This is a genomic window from Campylobacter sp. VBCF_06 NA8 (assembly GCF_027737825.1).
In the GTDB taxonomy this organism is placed as follows: domain Bacteria; phylum Campylobacterota; class Campylobacteria; order Campylobacterales; family Campylobacteraceae; genus Campylobacter_B.
Genome location: NZ_JAOVUB010000006.1, coordinates 1 through 15,776, shown reverse-complemented (window position 1 = coordinate 15,776; position 15,776 = coordinate 1). Strand labels below are relative to the sequence as shown.

The 15,776-nt window shown below is 39.7% G+C and carries 21 protein-coding genes and 3 tRNA genes; 8 read left to right on the top strand and 16 right to left on the bottom strand.

Annotated elements, in window-relative coordinates; translation table 11 throughout:
* Positions 1 to 2: 2 nt before the first annotated feature.
* Both greA and lpxB read right to left on the bottom strand, forming a co-directional pair.
* Positions 3 to 485: a transcription elongation factor GreA gene (gene greA, locus OFO10_RS07435; RefSeq protein WP_270859711.1), complete on the bottom strand. Its 483-nt coding sequence runs from the start codon at positions 483 to 485 to the stop codon at positions 3 to 5.
* A 32-nt stretch (positions 486 to 517) separates the two neighbouring features.
* On the bottom strand, positions 518 to 1,648 hold the full coding sequence (lpxB, locus tag OFO10_RS07430) for a lipid-A-disaccharide synthase (protein ID WP_270866695.1): 1,131 nt from the start codon (positions 1,646 to 1,648) through the stop codon (positions 518 to 520).
* An 84-nt stretch (positions 1,649 to 1,732) separates the two neighbouring features.
* On the opposite strand from lpxB, the gene OFO10_RS07425 reads away from it, so the two are divergent.
* From OFO10_RS07425 to OFO10_RS07410, 4 genes are read left to right on the top strand one after another with little or no spacing between them, the layout of a single operon-like run.
* Positions 1,733 to 2,215, top strand: a complete 483-nt coding sequence (locus tag OFO10_RS07425) for a hypothetical protein (protein WP_270866694.1) — start codon at positions 1,733 to 1,735, stop codon at positions 2,213 to 2,215.
* Positions 2,215 to 2,988 (top strand): 5'/3'-nucleotidase SurE, encoded by a 774-nt coding sequence (gene surE, locus OFO10_RS07420; RefSeq protein WP_270866693.1) that lies wholly within the window; start codon positions 2,215 to 2,217, stop codon positions 2,986 to 2,988. The genes OFO10_RS07425 and surE overlap by 1 nt, the downstream gene beginning before the upstream one ends.
* A complete protein-coding gene (locus tag OFO10_RS07415; RefSeq protein WP_270866748.1) occupies positions 2,985 to 3,638 on the top strand; it encodes a tRNA threonylcarbamoyladenosine dehydratase in 654 nt (217 codons plus the stop codon). Before surE ends, OFO10_RS07415 begins: the two co-directional genes overlap by 4 nt.
* Positions 3,635 to 4,420 carry a DUF817 domain-containing protein gene (locus OFO10_RS07410; RefSeq protein WP_270865247.1) on the top strand — a complete coding sequence of 262 codons (786 nt, stop codon included), beginning with the start codon at positions 3,635 to 3,637 and terminating at the stop codon, positions 4,418 to 4,420. The genes OFO10_RS07415 and OFO10_RS07410 overlap by 4 nt, the downstream gene beginning before the upstream one ends.
* A 421-nt stretch (positions 4,421 to 4,841) precedes the next feature.
* On the opposite strand, the gene OFO10_RS07405 is transcribed toward OFO10_RS07410, so the two are convergent.
* The 9 genes from OFO10_RS07405 to OFO10_RS07365 form a co-directional block, all read right to left on the bottom strand.
* A complete protein-coding gene (locus tag OFO10_RS07405; RefSeq protein ID WP_270865248.1) occupies positions 4,842 to 5,222 on the bottom strand; it encodes a hypothetical protein in 381 nt (126 codons plus the stop codon).
* 27 nt (positions 5,223 to 5,249) lie between these two features.
* Positions 5,250 to 6,095 carry a thiamine-phosphate kinase gene (locus tag OFO10_RS07400; protein WP_270866692.1) on the bottom strand — a complete coding sequence of 282 codons (846 nt, stop codon included), beginning with the start codon at positions 6,093 to 6,095 and terminating at the stop codon, positions 5,250 to 5,252.
* Between the two features lie 129 nt (positions 6,096 to 6,224).
* Positions 6,225 to 7,019: a class I SAM-dependent methyltransferase gene (locus OFO10_RS07395; protein ID WP_270866691.1), complete on the bottom strand. Its 795-nt coding sequence runs from the start codon at positions 7,017 to 7,019 to the stop codon at positions 6,225 to 6,227.
* A gap of 69 nt (positions 7,020 to 7,088) precedes the next feature.
* Positions 7,089 to 8,213, bottom strand: a complete 1,125-nt coding sequence (locus OFO10_RS07390) for an ABC transporter permease (RefSeq protein ID WP_270865251.1) — start codon at positions 8,211 to 8,213, stop codon at positions 7,089 to 7,091.
* A complete protein-coding gene (locus OFO10_RS07385) occupies positions 8,210 to 9,124 on the bottom strand; it encodes an ABC transporter ATP-binding protein (RefSeq protein ID WP_270866690.1) in 915 nt (304 codons plus the stop codon). The genes OFO10_RS07390 and OFO10_RS07385 overlap by 4 nt, the downstream gene beginning before the upstream one ends.
* Positions 9,121 to 10,047 (bottom strand): HlyD family secretion protein, encoded by a 927-nt coding sequence (locus OFO10_RS07380; RefSeq protein WP_270866689.1) that lies wholly within the window; start codon positions 10,045 to 10,047, stop codon positions 9,121 to 9,123. Before OFO10_RS07380 ends, OFO10_RS07385 begins: the two co-directional genes overlap by 4 nt.
* Positions 10,048 to 10,154: 107 nt before the next feature.
* Positions 10,155 to 10,230 (bottom strand) — tRNA-Lys (locus OFO10_RS07375).
* Between the two features lie 18 nt (positions 10,231 to 10,248).
* A tRNA-Asp gene (locus OFO10_RS07370) sits at positions 10,249 to 10,325 on the bottom strand.
* Between the two features lie 5 nt (positions 10,326 to 10,330).
* Positions 10,331 to 10,406: transfer RNA gene (locus OFO10_RS07365), tRNA-Val, on the bottom strand.
* A 118-nt stretch (positions 10,407 to 10,524) separates the two neighbouring features.
* On the opposite strand from OFO10_RS07365, the gene OFO10_RS07360 reads away from it, so the two are divergent.
* Together OFO10_RS07360 and kdsA are read left to right on the top strand one after the other, a co-directional pair.
* Positions 10,525 to 11,112 carry a transglycosylase SLT domain-containing protein gene (locus OFO10_RS07360; protein ID WP_270865254.1) on the top strand — a complete coding sequence of 196 codons (588 nt, stop codon included), beginning with the start codon at positions 10,525 to 10,527 and terminating at the stop codon, positions 11,110 to 11,112.
* A 57-nt stretch (positions 11,113 to 11,169) separates the two neighbouring features.
* Positions 11,170 to 11,973: a 3-deoxy-8-phosphooctulonate synthase gene (gene kdsA, locus OFO10_RS07355; RefSeq protein ID WP_270866688.1), complete on the top strand. Its 804-nt coding sequence runs from the start codon at positions 11,170 to 11,172 to the stop codon at positions 11,971 to 11,973.
* 57 nt (positions 11,974 to 12,030) lie between these two features.
* Here the strand turns inward: kdsA and OFO10_RS07350 are convergent, their stop codons facing one another.
* The 4 genes from OFO10_RS07350 to OFO10_RS07335 all read right to left on the bottom strand — a co-directional run bounded on the left by OFO10_RS07350 (position 12,031) and on the right by OFO10_RS07335 (position 14,318).
* Positions 12,031 to 12,402, bottom strand: a complete 372-nt coding sequence (locus OFO10_RS07350; protein ID WP_270866687.1) for a hypothetical protein — start codon at positions 12,400 to 12,402, stop codon at positions 12,031 to 12,033.
* A gap of 85 nt (positions 12,403 to 12,487) precedes the next feature.
* The gene (locus OFO10_RS07345; RefSeq protein ID WP_270866686.1) at positions 12,488 to 12,853 is read right to left on the bottom strand and encodes a hypothetical protein; all 366 of its coding nucleotides are present in this window, start codon (positions 12,851 to 12,853) and stop codon (positions 12,488 to 12,490) included.
* Between the two features lie 150 nt (positions 12,854 to 13,003).
* A complete protein-coding gene (locus OFO10_RS07340; protein WP_270866685.1) occupies positions 13,004 to 13,855 on the bottom strand; it encodes an ATP-dependent nuclease in 852 nt (283 codons plus the stop codon).
* A gap of 265 nt (positions 13,856 to 14,120) precedes the next feature.
* Positions 14,121 to 14,318, bottom strand: a complete 198-nt coding sequence (locus OFO10_RS07335; RefSeq protein ID WP_270866684.1) for a hypothetical protein — start codon at positions 14,316 to 14,318, stop codon at positions 14,121 to 14,123.
* Here OFO10_RS07335 and OFO10_RS07330 point away from each other — a divergent pair.
* Complete coding sequence (locus tag OFO10_RS07330) at positions 14,312 to 14,461, top strand: hypothetical protein (protein WP_270866683.1); 150 nt, start codon at positions 14,312 to 14,314, stop codon at positions 14,459 to 14,461. The genes OFO10_RS07335 and OFO10_RS07330 overlap by 7 nt on opposite strands.
* A gap of 3 nt (positions 14,462 to 14,464) precedes the next feature.
* On the opposite strand, the gene OFO10_RS07325 is transcribed toward OFO10_RS07330, so the two are convergent.
* Complete coding sequence (locus OFO10_RS07325; RefSeq protein WP_270866682.1) at positions 14,465 to 14,812, bottom strand: hypothetical protein; 348 nt, start codon at positions 14,810 to 14,812, stop codon at positions 14,465 to 14,467.
* 37 nt (positions 14,813 to 14,849) lie between these two features.
* On the opposite strand from OFO10_RS07325, the gene OFO10_RS07320 reads away from it, so the two are divergent.
* A complete protein-coding gene (locus OFO10_RS07320; RefSeq protein ID WP_270866681.1) occupies positions 14,850 to 14,978 on the top strand; it encodes a hypothetical protein in 129 nt (42 codons plus the stop codon).
* Positions 14,979 to 15,776 lie beyond the last annotated feature (798 nt).

Genomic DNA, 15,776 nt, shown 5'->3' with positions numbered 1-15,776 from the left:
CCTTAAAATTTAATCGGTTTGTAGCTAACGCTGATAATCTCGACATCTCTGGTGCCACTTGGCAAATTTAACACCACTTCATCGCCCTCGGCCTTGCCCAAAAGTTGGCGCGCTAGCGGGGTGTTGATATTAAGTAGTCTTTTTGAAATATCAGCCTCCATAAGCCCCACGATGACATAGGTTTCCTCGATTTCGGTTTCCACATCCATAAAGGTTACGGTAGAGCCGAATTTGACCTTGTCATGCTCGTAGCTTGCGGGATCTATTATGCGAGAGCGCGAGAGTATGTCGTTTAGCTCGGCAATGCGAGAGAGCAAAAACGCCTGTTCCTCGCGCGCTGCGTGATACTCGGCATTTTCCTTCAAATCGCCGTGATCTCGCGCGATATCGATTTGTTTGATGATGTGAGGGAGTTTGACATTTTGGAGCTCTTTAAGCTCGGCAGTGATTTTTTCGTATCCATAAGAGGTCATGGGTTCTGTGATACTCATAGCAATCCTTTTTCAAATTTTTCTAATTATACTTTAAATTTCGCGTTTGTCGTTAAAATTCGCGCCACATTTTTCGCACTTGGCATAGCCAAATACTCTCTAAGCTCCACGCAAGCGCGCGCAAAGCGCTCATCATCGCGCAGGGCGTAGGCGTCGTAGAGATTAGCCACACTCACTTCTTCTTGGATTAATTCTTTGTGAAGCTCGTCTTTTTCGCAAAAATCAAAGATTATGTTTGCAAGGCCGACATGTTTTAGCTTCACAAACCTGCGCGCGATCGCGATATCTAGGGCCTTGGCTTTGTAGCAAAGCACAAAAGGGGTGCCAATAAGGGCAGCTTGCAGGGTCGCAGTCCCAGAGCAGATAAAGGCAAATTCGCTTTTTGCCAGGGTTTTTATAGCGTCTGTTTCTATGCTAAAACCGCGCGTATCGCCGTAAATTTGCTCCACCTTATCCGCCAAAAATGGTGGCACAACTAGGCTAAATTTTAAATTTGCATTTTCGCTTTTTAGCTTTTTAGCTAATTCCCTATAAACTGGCATAAGCCGCGAAATCTCAGCCCTGCGAGAGCCCGGCATAAAGGCGATTAGGCCGTTTTTTTCATACGAGCTTTTGCGCTCTTTGATTTCATCTAAAAGCGGGTGTCCTACGAAGCAAAAACCGCTTTTATCGCTTAAATTTGGCAAATTTTCAAAATTTAGATCCAAAATTTTAGAATAAAACTGCCTCTCAAACTGCCAAATTCCACACAAAAAATCGCAATTTTCTTGCAGAGCTTTGACTCTACCGCGCTTCCACGCCCAAATTTGAGGCAGGATATAATACACTATCCTCGCACTCACGCCCGATTTTTTCAGAGCCTTTGCAAGGGGCAGGTTAAAGGCTGGGCTATCGATTAATAGCACCACATCGCAGTTTTTTGCTAGCTCGCACATCTGCTTTAACGCCCTTTTTGCCTTGAAAATCAGCGGGATAATCTCCACAAACCCCATTGCCGAAAATTCGCTCGATTTATACAACGGCTCGCCGTGCGCGCTAAATTCCTCGCCAAAAATGCCATAAATTTTAGCGTTTTTATCGAGGATTAAAATTTCACGCAAAACCTCGCTAAAATGCAGATTTGCAGACGGCTCCAAACACGAAATCAAATAATTCAAACTCTTGCCTTTTTTAATTTTTGGCAATTATATCAAAATGTGCTAAAATTAAACATTTTTAAATTTTAATCACAAGGAAAAATTATGCAAAAATACCTAATTTGCGCCATTTGCGCGCTGTTTGTGGCAGGGTGCGCTTCCACTCCGAGCTACCAAAAAATGCAAATCGACGAACCAGATAGTGCCATAAAAGTGGCAAAGACAATGACCGCAAACAACGCCCCAGAGGGTATCGCAAGGCAAATCAGCGATAGTTTTCGCGCTCACCCTGGCGCGCAGGCTGATTTTAACGGCGCAAGGCTAGTAGATGTCACGAGCGAGGGAGCTAGCGCTGTTTATCACTTCGAACTATCCTCAAAATGGGGCGAAATGAGCCCAAAAAATAAGGAAAATTATCTCAAATCCTTTCAAATCGTCCTAGCAAATCAAGCTTGCAACTCGCCTAGCAAGCGCATTTTGCTCCGACATGGCGTGAAATTTAGCCATAGATTTTTCTACGATGACCCAGCTTCGCCACTCTCATCTAGTGATGTCGATGAGAGCTTTTGCCTAAGCAAGGGGCTTTAATGCACGAAATTTTAATCACAAACGACGATGGCTTCGAAGCTAGGGGGCTTTTGGAACTTGCAAGCGCGCTAAGGGATATCGCGCATATCACTATCGTAGCCCCAAGCTCGCAAAAGTCCGCCTGCTCGCACTCTCTCACGCTCACTCGCCCACTTCGCTTCATCGCAATCGGCGATGATTTTTACAAACTCGACGACGCTACGCCTAGCGATTGCGTGTATCTCGCACTTCAAGCCCTGTATTCGCGCAAACCTGACCTCGTGATTTCTGGCATAAATCACGGCGCAAATATAGCCGAAGATATCACATACTCAGGCACTTGCGGAGGGGCTATGGAGGGGGTTTTGCAAGGAATTCCATCTATCGCAATCAGCCAGTATTACAGCGCAGATTCGCTGGATAAATACGGATTTAGCCTAGCTTGCAAATTAGCGCGAAATTTGGTTAAAAAGATTTTTGCCACCAGTTTTCCGCTTCCGCCAAAGCAGTTTTTAAATTTAAATGTCCCGGCTGTGAGCGCGTCGCAGTTTTTGGGGCTAAAATGCGCGAGGCTTGGCGAGAAATTTTACGGACACGACGCCACGCTAAATCGCAATCCGCGCGGTGAGGAATATTACTGGCTAGGAAATGCGGTTTTTGAGTTTGATAGCGAAAAAAACGCAGGTAGCGACATAGACCTTTTGATGAAGGGCTATGCTACGCTCTCGCCAGTGCAGTTAAATTTAACCGCAAATGACCAATTAAATGGGCTTGAAGAGTGGATTATGAAATAAATGACCGCTTCACCAGAGCGCGCTGGATTTTTGGCGAGAAATTTGAAATTTTGCAAAATGCGCGCGTGCTTGTGTGTGGCTGTGGCGGCGTAGGAGGCGCACTCATCGAGGCGCTGTATCGCAGCGGCGTGGTAAATTTGAGCGTGATTGACTGCGATGAATTTGATATAACCAATCAAAATAGGCAGTTTGCAAGCGAAAATTTAGGCGAGAAAAAGGCAGAAGTTTTCGCGCGCAAATTTAATGGCGTGCGCGCAATCTGCGCTAAAATCGATAGCGAATTTTTGGCAAATTTTGACATAGGCGAATTTGACTTTATCATCGATGCAATCGACGATGTGGGCGCCAAAATCGCGCTTGCCACGCTCGCGCACGAAAAAAATGTGAAATTCATAAGCTCTCTTGGCGCCGCCAAACGCCTAGATCCCGCCAAAATCGAAATCGCCTCCGTGTGGAAAACCCACACCGACCCATTTGCACGCAAATTTCGCTACGAACTCAAAAAAGCGGGATTTTCTGGCGATTTTCCTTGCGTTTTTAGCTCCGAACTTCCGCGCTGCGAAAAGCTTGGCAGTTTTATGGGCGTAACGGCTAGTTTTGGGCTTTTTATCGCCAGCTATGTCGTGCGAAATCTAATAGGCGAAAAATGAAATTTTTCATCGCCGAGTTTTGGGCTTTTGGGCTAAAACAAATCCGAGCTTGCATTTTTGCTGGCTCATTTTTTGTGCTACTTTTCGCCTCAAAACACCTAAATTTGGGCTTCATCGCGCGCTATGATTTTTTGCTAATTTCGGCTTTGATTTTGCAAATTTTGCTCGTCGCGTTTAAATTCGAAAGTCTTCGCGAGCTTTGCGCGATTTGCCTTTTTCACGCCATTGGGCTAGCCTTAGAGATTTTTAAAACCCACCCAGCTATCGGCTCGTGGAGCTACCCGGAGGCGGGAGTGTTTAAAATTTATGGCGTGCCACTTTATAGCGGATTTATGTATGCGGCTGTGGGAAGCTATATGATTCAGGCATGGCGAATTTTGCATTTACGGCTAGAAAACATGCCCCGCTCATACGCTAGTTTCGCCCTTTGCGCGCTAATTTATGCGAATTTTTTCACCCACCATTTCATAGGTTATGATTTTCGCTATGTTCTATTAATCGCTGTTTGCGCGCTGTATTTTCGCGCGAAAGTCTATTTTCGCCCGCGCCAAAGAGAGTATGCAATGCCACTTTTGCTTGCGTTTTGCCTAATCGGATTTTTTATCTGGGTTGCCGAAAATATCGCTACATTTTTTGGCGCATGGGTTTATCCAAACCAAGCTCAGACTTGGCATATTGTGAGCTTCGGCAAGATTTCTAGCTGGATTTTGCTTTGTATTATTAGCTTTATTATCGTGGCGATTTTGAAGCGAATAGAGGGCAAAATTTTGGGTAATGGCTAAATTTCGCTAGCGCAACCCAAAAATACTGCGTCCAAAATTTTGCTTTTTCAAAATTTTACCCAAAACTATAATCTCAAAGAATTTTGCGAAGCAAAATTCAGTAAAATAAATGCGTGCGTAGCACGCCACCTTGTAAGCGTCGCCCGGGTGGGGGTGCGGGGGCGGGCGGGCCTCGCCACTCTGAGCGCCGCCCCCGCAAAAAAGGATTAGACTTAAAAATTTCTAGCGGTTCGCAATTATCAAAAAGAAACAAAAATTCAAAATTCTGCCATTTACCCTACTTTTAATTTAAGCTTTGGCGATTGCCACGCCGTGCTTTCGCACGGCTCGCAATGACACTTAAAAGCAAATTTTGGGCGTAGCTTTTAAAATTTACAAAACACGATTTAGAATTTTAGACTTAATAGTCAAAATTACAAATTTATCGCAAACAATCCTTATTTGAAACTTCGTATTCATAAGTATTATCCAAATTTTGCGTTTTAATAATTCGTTTAAAAGTTAAATTTGCATTGCGAATATTAACAAAATCTTCGCTATTACAATATCTATTTTTTACTATTTCTCCAATAAAAAATAAAAAATTTGATTTCTCTTTTTCGCCCATTTTTTCTAAATCAACAGAAAGGATACTATCGTGTGTTAGAATATTGTTTTCACATTTTATTTCACGCAAAGTAGTAAAATTATCCATTACTTCTCCTTTTAACCTTTCGATTTTTTCTTGTGCAAATTTGTTCTTACAACCGCCTTCGCCAAAAGCAAATACGCTTAAAATAGCTACTATAACTAACTTTTTCACAAAAAACCTTTCTAAAAATTTGCAAATTTACTCGCTAAAATGGTGCCTTTCGCCCTTAAATTCACAAGTATTGTCTAAATTTCGATCCTCCGCCTTGCCAATGACGCTAATTGGGGTTTTGGTTTTGGAGGCGATTTCGTAAATTTTGCTAAGAAATTTTGGCTCGAACGCGAATAAAATCTCATACTCTTCGCCCGAGTTTAGCACATATTCTTTGGGGCTAACAAGCCAGCTCATACCCACGCCGCTAGCGCGCAAAAGGCGCTCCAAATCCTGCCCAAGCCCGTCGCTGATATCCATAGAGGCACTTATATATTTGGCGGCTTTGTAGAAAAATTTCGCCCTGAGTTCTGGGCGAAGCATGCGAGAATGTGGCGAAATTTCACTTCTTTTGCCCCCTCCAAGCAAAATTTGCAAATCAATTCCCACATAGCCGAGCTTGCCCGTGTGCGCGATCAAATGCCCGCACTTCACGCCATTTCTGAAAATCGGCTTTTTGCACTTGCCTATCATCGTGATACTGATGGAAATTTTATCGTCGCTAATCGTATCCCCGCCGATAATCTCAATGCCCCATTTCTGCGCGGTTTCGTTTAGCCCAGCGCACAGCTCGTCAATCTGGACGGTGGTAATGTCCCCGGGCAGCGAAAGCCCGATTAGAGCATATTTTGGCTTAGCGTTTTTGGCGATCATGTCCGAGATATTTACCAGCATGGCTTTCGCGCCGATTTCGTGCATGCTAAGCCACTCGCGCCTAAAATGCACGCCCTCGACAAAAAGGTCCTTACAATACGCCAAATCGCCCACGATAGCGCAATCATCGCCGTTTAGTTTGCTTTTGAATTTCGTGTAAATGTAGGCCTCTTTGTCCATTTGCTAACCTTTTTCGCGAGAATTAAATTTTGCTATTATATGAAATTTAGCTTAAATTTATGGGGTAAATCAAAAAGCTGTGGCGATACCAAAGCTCGTTTTGATGCGCAATCGTTTCGCGCTCATTTTTTATTTTCGCAAATTTAATCTCAAAATAAACGCTAAATCAAATTTATCCACAAACGCCATTATAAGGCGAGTGGAGAGTTTTGTTTTATTTTTTAGTATTTTTCGTGCAGTGGTGAAAAACGGCGTTTTGCTTAAAATTTCACACTCGCACTTACTAGCAAATTCGCCCACATTTTGCACGAAAAACTCCATTTTAGCCATATCTTTGCCAAAGCGCCCAACATAAAAATTCGCGCATCTTATGCCAAATTTTGTCGTAGCGTCAAAAATGAGCTCGGAATTTTTAAAATTTGCCTTTAAATTTGCGATTAAATTTAATATTTTTTTCTCGGAAAAATACATAAAAACGCCGTTTGCGATGAAAATCGTAGGCAAGCTTTTATCTAAATTTTCGTTCCATTTCATATCAAACAAATCGCATGAAATCAGAGTTTCATTATCATTTTGCAGTAGCAAATGTTGCCTAAATTCGATAACTTCTGCCAAATCAACGCCGTAAAATTTCGCACTATTTTTGCCGAAACGAAATGCCAAAGTCTCCAAGCCACAGCCCAAATTTACGACATTGCAAACGCCGTGCGTGGCAATGAAATCCTTTATCATAATGTCGGTTTCATAGTATCTTGCAGCAGAAGCCAAAGACTCGTATTCAGACGAAATTTTTAGAAATTTTTGCGGGATTTTATCTTTAAATTTCATCGCCGTCTCATCGTAAAAATACTGCTTGAAATTTTTACTTGCATGAATTCTTGCAATCAACGGAATAAATAGCGTATTTGCGATTTTATTTTGCATAAATATCCTTTTTACGGGATTTTGTAAAATTTAATAACGATATATTTTATCAAAAAATGCTTAAATTTCTCAGTCCAATGTGTTTTTGTAGGCTTTTAGCGTCAGGGCGGTGATTACAAGCACGATTAGGCAAAGAGGGGCAAGGTTTGGCAAAACATCGGCAAATTGCGCGTTTTTTAGCATTATCGCGCGACAAATTCGCAAAAAATATGTCAGTGGGAAACACTGTCCCAAAAACTGCGCCCAGCTTGGCATGCCTAAAAACGGGAACATAAACCCGCTTAATAGCATTGATGGAAGCATTACGAAAACCGACATTTGCAGAGCTTGGGTCTGGTTTTTGGCGATTGTCGATATCAAAAATCCTAATGCCAAATTGCAAACAATGAAAATAAACGAACAGAAAAAAAGCAGTGCCAAAGAGCCTAAAATAGGCACTTCAAAGAGAAATTTCGCCATTATGATTATGAGAGAGGTTTGCACAATGCCGATGAAAACAAACGGCGTGATTTTGCCAATCATCACTTCGAGCGGGGTTACTGGCATGGAGAGCAGATTTTCCATCGTGCCTAGCTCGCGCTCCCTCGTCAGCGATAGTGCCGTCATCATAACACCGGTAAAAATCAAAACCATGCCGATTAGCCCAGGGATTATGTTGTATCTTGTAAATCCCTCTGGGTTGAAATTTCGGTGAAGCAGAATTTCAAATGGCGGATTTTTGGTGCGCAAATGAGCCAAATTTCCTTTAAATTCTTTATTTATCACGCTTTGGCTGACCCCAGAAATCGCGCTTATAGCCGACGATACAGCCACTGGATCGCTAGCGTCTGCTTGAAGCAAAATTTTAGGATTTTCAGCGCGGATTATACCCTTGGTAAAATTTTCGCCTATATTTAGCACGAACAAAACTTTTCCCTGTTTTAGGAGCTTTTCGCCGGTTTTGTCATCTGAGATTTCGGCGACTATCCTAAAATAGCCCGAATTTTCAAGCCCACTTACAATGCTTCTGCTAAGCGGCGAATTGTCCCTGCAATTAAGCGCCATGGGTAGGTTTTTGGGGTCCATATTTATGGCGTAACCAAACATCAAAAGCCAAATTATCGGGATCGCCACGACCATGCCAAATGTGGTTTTATCGCGCCTTAGCTGGATTAGCTCTTTTTTGACGAGGGCTTTTATGCGCGCTAGCCTCATTTAAGCGCCTTTTTTAGGTAATACACGAAGGCATCTTCTAGCAAAACCTCGCTTTTTTGCCACGAAAGTTCGTGCTTAAATTTATAGGTTTGCAGGATTTTTTCTAGCCTTTGCTCATCTTCGCCACAAATTCGCAAACTCTCTCCAAACATCGCTGTTGTGGTGATTTCGTCCATGTTTTGCAAAATTTGCGCCAAATTTGCCAAATTTATTCCGCCAAGTATAAACGAAAAAAGCCCAGTTTGCCTAGCGACGCTTTTTGGCGTGCCTTTGACGACGATTTTGCCGTTTGCGATATAGACCAACTCATCGCAACGCTCAGCCTCGTCCATATAGTGCGTGCTCACAAGCGTGGTAATTCCCTCGTCCCTAAGCCTGCCAAGCTCGTCCCAAAACTCGCGCCTAGCCTTTGGATCGACGCCTGCCGTGGGCTCATCAAGCAACAAAATTTCAGGCTTGTGCAGTATGCAAGCACTAAGCGCAAGTCTTTGTTTCCAACCGCCAGAAAGTCCCCTGCTTAGCTGATTTTGTCTATCTGTAAGGCCTAAATTTGCAAGTGTTTCGTCGATGATTGTTTTTGAATTTGGGATTTGATAAATTTGGGCTACGAATTCTAAATTTTCCCTTATCGTCAAATCTTCCCAAAAGCTGAATTTTTGGGTCATGTAGCCGACTTTTTCGCGGATTTTATCGCTTTGGGTCAAAACATCGTATCCTAAAACCTGACCTTTTGCGCTATCTGGGGTCAAAAGTCCGCAAATTAGCCTGATTGTCGTGGTTTTGCCGCTGCCGTTGGGACCCAAAAATCCATAAATTTTGCCACGCGGGACTTGAAGCGAGATATTTTTTATGACCTCTTTGCCGCCGAAACTTTTTCTTAGCTCGCTAACATCGATTGCAAATTCGCTCATTTTATTCTCACGCTAACGCCCAAACCCGGCTTAAATTCGGTGTTTGGCGCAAAGGTCGCTTCGAGCATAAAGACCATTTTTTCTCTGCTTGCGACGCTGTAAATCACGGGCGGAGTAAATTCGGCGCTTGGCGAGATATACGAGATCACAGCTGGTTTTTCGCCCTCGCAGCCGTCGCACGAAACTCCGATTTCATCGCCGATTTTGAGCTTCGCAAGGATTTTTTGTGGCACAAAAAATCTGACTTTGATATTTTGCGGTTCTAAAATCGATAAAACCGGGCTGTTTGAGCCGACAAATTCGCCTTTTTTGAAATAAATATCGTAAATTTGACCGCTGTGTTGCGAGACGGCTGTGTTTTTGGCAAAGATTAATTTTGTTTTTTCTAAATTTTGCTCAGCAATGGCGATATTTGTTTTTGCGATTTCGATTTCATCGTCCCTTGCGCCAAGGTTAGCTGTTTGTAACACTGCCTCGATTTCCGCGACTTTGGCTTTTGCAGTGTCGAAATTCGCAGATTTTTGGTCGAATTCGGATTTGCTTATGGTGTTTGATTTGAAAAGTTTTTGCGCTCTAAAAAACTCTTTTTGTGCGTTTTCGAGTGCGATTTTAGCGGAATTTAACTGCGCATTTAGGGCAGAGATTTCGCTTTGTCTTTTGCCTTTGATTAAATTTTCGTAGTTTGATTTTGCCTTATTTACTTCGTTTTGGGCGATTTTGACATTTGCTTCGCCAAGAGCCTTATCTACGCAAAAAAGTTTATCTTCTGGCGAAATTTCTTGCCCTTTTTGGACATAAATTTCATCTAAAATCCCAGAATTATACGGCGAAATATAGGTAAATTCAGCCTCTATGTAGCCATTTAGTAGCTCTTGTGAGTTTGCAAATGAAAAAAGGAAAATTAGCAAAAAGAAATTTTTCATAAAATACCCAAAAATTGAAATCTGGCGATTATATCAAAAGAAAAATAAAATTTATATAGGTTTTAAGCCAAACACTTTAAGGATTAAAAATTATGTGGATAAAAAAGTGGTGTCCTGCGTTGGATTCGAACCAACGGCCCCCTCATTAAAAGTGAGATGCTCTACCGACTGAGCTAGCAAGACACGGATTGTAAAGTTAAGTGGCGCGATGGATGGGGCTCGAACCCACGACCTCCGCCGTGACAGGGCGGCATTCTAACCAGCTGAACTACCATCGCACAAGTGGTGGTCGCTATAAGACTCGAACTTATGACATCCACCTTGTAAGGGTGGCGCTCTACCAACTGAGCTAAGCGACCATTTATTAAAAATGAAGTGTGATTATATATCGATTGATATTAAATTTCGCTTAAATTGGAGAAAAAAATCGAATTTTTTGCTATACTCACGCAAAGCTAAATTTAATAAGAAAGAGTTATGAGAAATTTTATACTGATTTTATTTTTTTCATTGCGATTGTTTGGGTATTCGCACGCAGATATTACAAATTCCATCGCGTATGTCGCCACAAACGAGGGCGTCAAACCCGAAATTTTATACACAATCGTAAAAATCGAAAGCGATTTTAACCCCTTTGCGATTTCATTTCTCACAAACAAAGCAAACGCCGATTATTTCGCCACCCTAAGCAGTCCAAATGCGCGAATTCGCACTAGCAATTACAGTCTAAATCGCTCCAAATGGGTCGTGGCAATTCACCCCATAAACGAAGCCTACGCAATCCAAATCGCAAAAGAACTCTACGAAGACGGCTTTCCTATCGATGTGGGACTTGGGCAGCTAAACGCCGTAAATTTCGACAAAAGCGAGATTGATTATATCTTCAATCCCGTTTATAATCTCACAAAATGCGCCAAAATCCTGCGCAAATGCTGGAATGCCAAAAACAAAAACATAAAAGACACAATCGAGTGTTATAATTACGGCATGCGCAAACGCTACTCTAACCCCTACTACAAGCGATTTTACGAGCATTATGAGAAGATGTTTGGCAAGCCGTATTAAGATTAATTATTAATTAAATTTGGTTAAAATAGCCGAAATTTAAACAAAGGATAGAAAATGATTTTAATCGCAGGACCTTGCGTCATCGAAAGCAAAGAGCTAATTTTCGCGGTGGCTGAGAAGCTTCGCAAATTTCACGAAATGGACGGGATCGATTTTTATTTTAAAAGCAGTTTCGATAAGGCAAATCGCACGAGTATTGCAAGCTTCCGCGGTCCGGGGCTTAAAAAGGGCTGCGAAATACTAGCCGAAGTGAAGGAAAAATTTGGATTTAAAATCCTAACCGATATCCACGAAAGCACCCAAGCTGCGCCTGTGGCGGAGGTCGCCGATGCGTTGCAAATCCCGGCATTTTTGTGCCGCCAAACCGATTTGCTCGTAGCCGCTGCTAAAACAAAAGCGGTAGTAAATATCAAAAAGGGGCAGTTTCTCGCACCGCAGGCGATGAATCACAGCGTAAAAAAAGTCCTTGAAACGCGTGGTGTAAAAAGCGCAGGTTACGAGGCTGCCAAAGAAAACGGCGTGTGGCTGTGCGAGAGGGGAAGCACATTTGGATACGGAAATCTCGTCGTTGATATGCGAAGTTTCCCGATAATGCGTGAGTTTGCGCCCGTGATTTTCGACGCGACACACAGCGTGCAAATGCCAAGCGCAAATGGTGCCACAAGTGGCGGAGACGCGAGATTTGTGCCGTATTTGGCGCGCGCGGCTGCTAGCGTGGGGGTCGATGGGTTTTTCTACGAAACGCACCTAAATCCGTGCGAAGCCTTGTGCGATGGGCCAAATATGCTAAATTTGGACGAGTTAGAAAAAAATATAAACGAAATTTTGGCGATTAAAAAAGCGCTAAATTTTGCCTAAATTTACCCCAAATTCGCACCCAAATTTCGCGGGTGCGAATTGATTGCTTAACCAATTTTATTCATTATTTCTGAAATTTTTGTATATTTCACTGATTAAATCAAAAATTTTTCTAAAATTTTCAAAATTAAATTCACTTGAATTTGCCATTACATACTCAGCAAATTCGTTTTTTGAAGCTAATCTTGCGTTATCACTAATAGCTTGTAATTTGTTATTGTCCGTGGAGAATAATTCATTATAATCACTAATTGGGTTTTTATCTGCGCCTTTTACAATAAATTTACCATCGCTGGATTTTCCAATTTTATCAAAATCTACGCCTAAATATAATCGCTTGCCATTATTTAATGTTTTGGTAATTTTGTCATTTAAATAATAGTGTTCTATGCAAATTTTATCACCTCTTTTTCTTTCTTCATTTTCCAAAAATGGAATTAAGCAAGCATAGACATTATTGCCTAAATTTTTAAAGTTACTCTCTATCCAATTGTTTATCTTATTCTCGTCTCTATCAAATAAGCCAACAATAAATAATATTATTATTGTTTAGTTTGGATAGATAATTCAACATTGGTTGTAATTCAGTATATCCTAGCGTTTTAGTTTCATTAAAATCATAAAATTCAATTTTATTCAAAAGTTCTTCGTCTAAATTTTCTAAACAACCAAAAGCTGTTTTAATGTGTTTAATATCTGTTTTTCCTTCTGTTATAAGTAAAATTTTATCTGTCAAATTTGCTAATTTATTCTTTAATTTTTCATTTTCTTCCAATATTTTTTTTGAATTGTTTTGTAATTCTTCTTTCTTTTTTTCTACATACGGAGCAACAAGTGGCATAAGCCCCATTTCTTCATCTATATCATCGACTTCGTTCATATCATCGCGATTGTTAAATAAATTTTTTTCAGTATTTTTTTGGATTTTTATTGATATATTTCGAATCACCATTTATAGATTTACTAACATAATAAAGTTTTGAGCTTTCCTCTTTTCCTTTTAAATAAAAAAATGGAGAGTGAGTTGTTATTAAATTTGTTTATCTTTACTCATTTCATACAATTCATCAGCCATTTTAGAACAAGATGTAAATTCTATACTATTTTCTGGTTCTTCGTATCCCCAAATAAAAATTCTTTTTACTTTACTTGATTCCATATTGTCATCTATATATTTTAAAATTGATGGTATATGACGAGTCCTGATGCCATCACCACGACGAGCTAAATTTATCTCTTTTACAAAATTATCACTAGTTGAAAATTCTAGATTTTTAAACAATACACTAAGATTTTTTGGCATTTCAATAACAGAATTTATATCTAGCGTATTACTCAGCGTTTCGGTTAAATTTTTTGTTATTTTTTGCAATTCATCTGAATATTTTTTATTTATATTAGATAAATTTTTATCAGCACTATCCATCATAGAATCATACATCTTAGACATTAAGTCTTTAAAATATTCATTGCTTTTGATTGCCGGGATGTATTGATATTTTATTTTATTTTCTAATAAATTTCTTGTTTTTGACCTTGACGAAACAATGTCGTTCATATTGTCGCCAAAAAAACCATTTTGTCTCCAAATTTTTTTCCAAGTTATCACATTATCTTTATATTTCTTTGAAGGTAAATTAAAAGCAATAGAAATAGTTATCTCTTCTGCCTTTTCATTACGCTTTTTAGCAAATTTAGAATAATCTCTGTCGAAATCAAATTCTGTATTAAAATCAGTTTGTTTATTAAAAAATAAATTTAAAGCTTTAAGAATATTCGATTTGCCACAATCGTTGTTTCCAACTAAACAAGTAAATTTGTCAAATTCTATCGTTTGTTCCACAATTGAACGAAAATTTTTAATCGTGATACTTTTTATCATATAATCTAAACCTTAAAAAATAATTTTTATCAAGTATTCTATCTAAATAGCATTTATAAAAAAACAAAAATTTAGCAAGCTTGCGCAAATTCAGTGAATTCAAAAAAAATCTAAATCCGCAAATTTAATACCAAAAGTCAAGTTAAATTGTAAAATCCACAAAAGTAACCTTATTTTAAAGCTGCTAAACTCTGCACTTACTACGGCTTCTACAAAGTCCTCTGCAAAAAATTGTTAAAAATAAAATTTACTTCATTTTTTAGCATTAAAATTCCGCTTGATGAAACATAATCAAAAAGCTATTTGCTAAAATTCTAATCACAGGTGCAACCACGCCCCAAACTAAAAACGCCAAAACCACGCCCAAAATCGGTCTTACATATTGTGAATGCTTGTTTATAAAGCCATCTATGGCAGACGCTGTTTTGGCTATAAAATCAGCCAAAAAATTACTAAGTGGCAAAACGCCTCGCCGATATACTAGCTCCAAGGTTTAAAAGCGAAATTTTAAGCCTTTCAAAGCCACTTTTAGCCCCGCTAGCTACTTCTGGGGCTTTTCCCACACTTAGCATAGTTGCACAAGAGCCGCTGCACTATCTGCGCTAAGTCCTAGCATATTTTGGCAAACTGCTCTTCGCTTTCAAACTCTATGTATTTTTTCACATCTACCATAGCGCTTTCATAATCCACAGCTAACTTTACAGGCACGCTAAGTGCGCCAATCTTGGCTAGTGCAGAAGGGCTTTTAGCAAACTCATCATCGAGCCTAGCTTTTGCTAGGTTTATGCTTTTTGTAGCACTGCCTAGATTTGCTATTTTTGCATTTAGCGTGCTCGCATTTGCTCCTGCTTTTTGTAGCGAAGCGCTTATTTGCTCAAAAGAGCTATTTAGCTTATGAATACTTGGCAGTCCTTTTATCGCCACACCTAAGACTGCGCCTAGTGTTGTATCATCCATGACTTGACACCTTTTTTTATTTTATATAATCCTTTTTATGAAAAAGGTTATAAGATACTCTGAGGGCTTTGTTATAGCTCTAATCATCGGCATTTACTTCTTTGAAGGCGATATAAGCAAGGATTGGAAATATGTCCTTTTGCTACCGCCTTTTTTTGGTGGATAGGCTATAAGATCGCAGACGGCTATGATGCTGGTGAGCTTCGCGATGAGAGCTTAGAAAAATACAAAGAGCCATTAGTTTGTTTTATGACCGCTTTTGTAACTTTTATAGTTTTTATTTCATCCTTTTTTATAGAGATGGGCGAACAAAACGCCTATACTATCGCTCTTTACACGATTATTTTTATATATATCTTTTTTGTGCCTATAACGCGGGTTTTAAGATATATTCTTCGCTTTTAAAATTTGCATTGAAATTTCTAAAAACTCGTTAAATTCAGCTAAGAAAAAACTTTGTTTTCTTTAAAAATCATGCCTTTTATCAATGATAAAATGATTATAAAATTTTGAAAAACACCGAATCGAATTTACAATGACATTTAGTAAAATTTATACACTCTCTATCGTCATTGCAAGTGTGTCTAATATGCGAAGAAATCTATGAGCAACAATCACCAAAATGTAAATTTCGTGTCATTGCGAGCGTAGCGAAGCAATCCAGTAAAATTTAGAGAGAATTTGAAAATTAATAAAATTTATTTGAATTTCCCTGGATTGCTTCGCTCGTTACACTCGCTCGCAATGACAGCGAATTTAGCGTAATGACAATGGTTAGCGTATCGGGGCAGTATTTGAAATGCGATAAAATTTGCGAATTTTAAAATTTCAAGCTACGGGCTAAATTTAAAATTTAACCCATAGCCTAAATTTGGAAATTTGAGAATTTTGCAGAATTTATAAATTTTAAATTCTTACTCACTCACAGCTTTTTTGATTTTTTTGACTTCATCGGCTATATCTT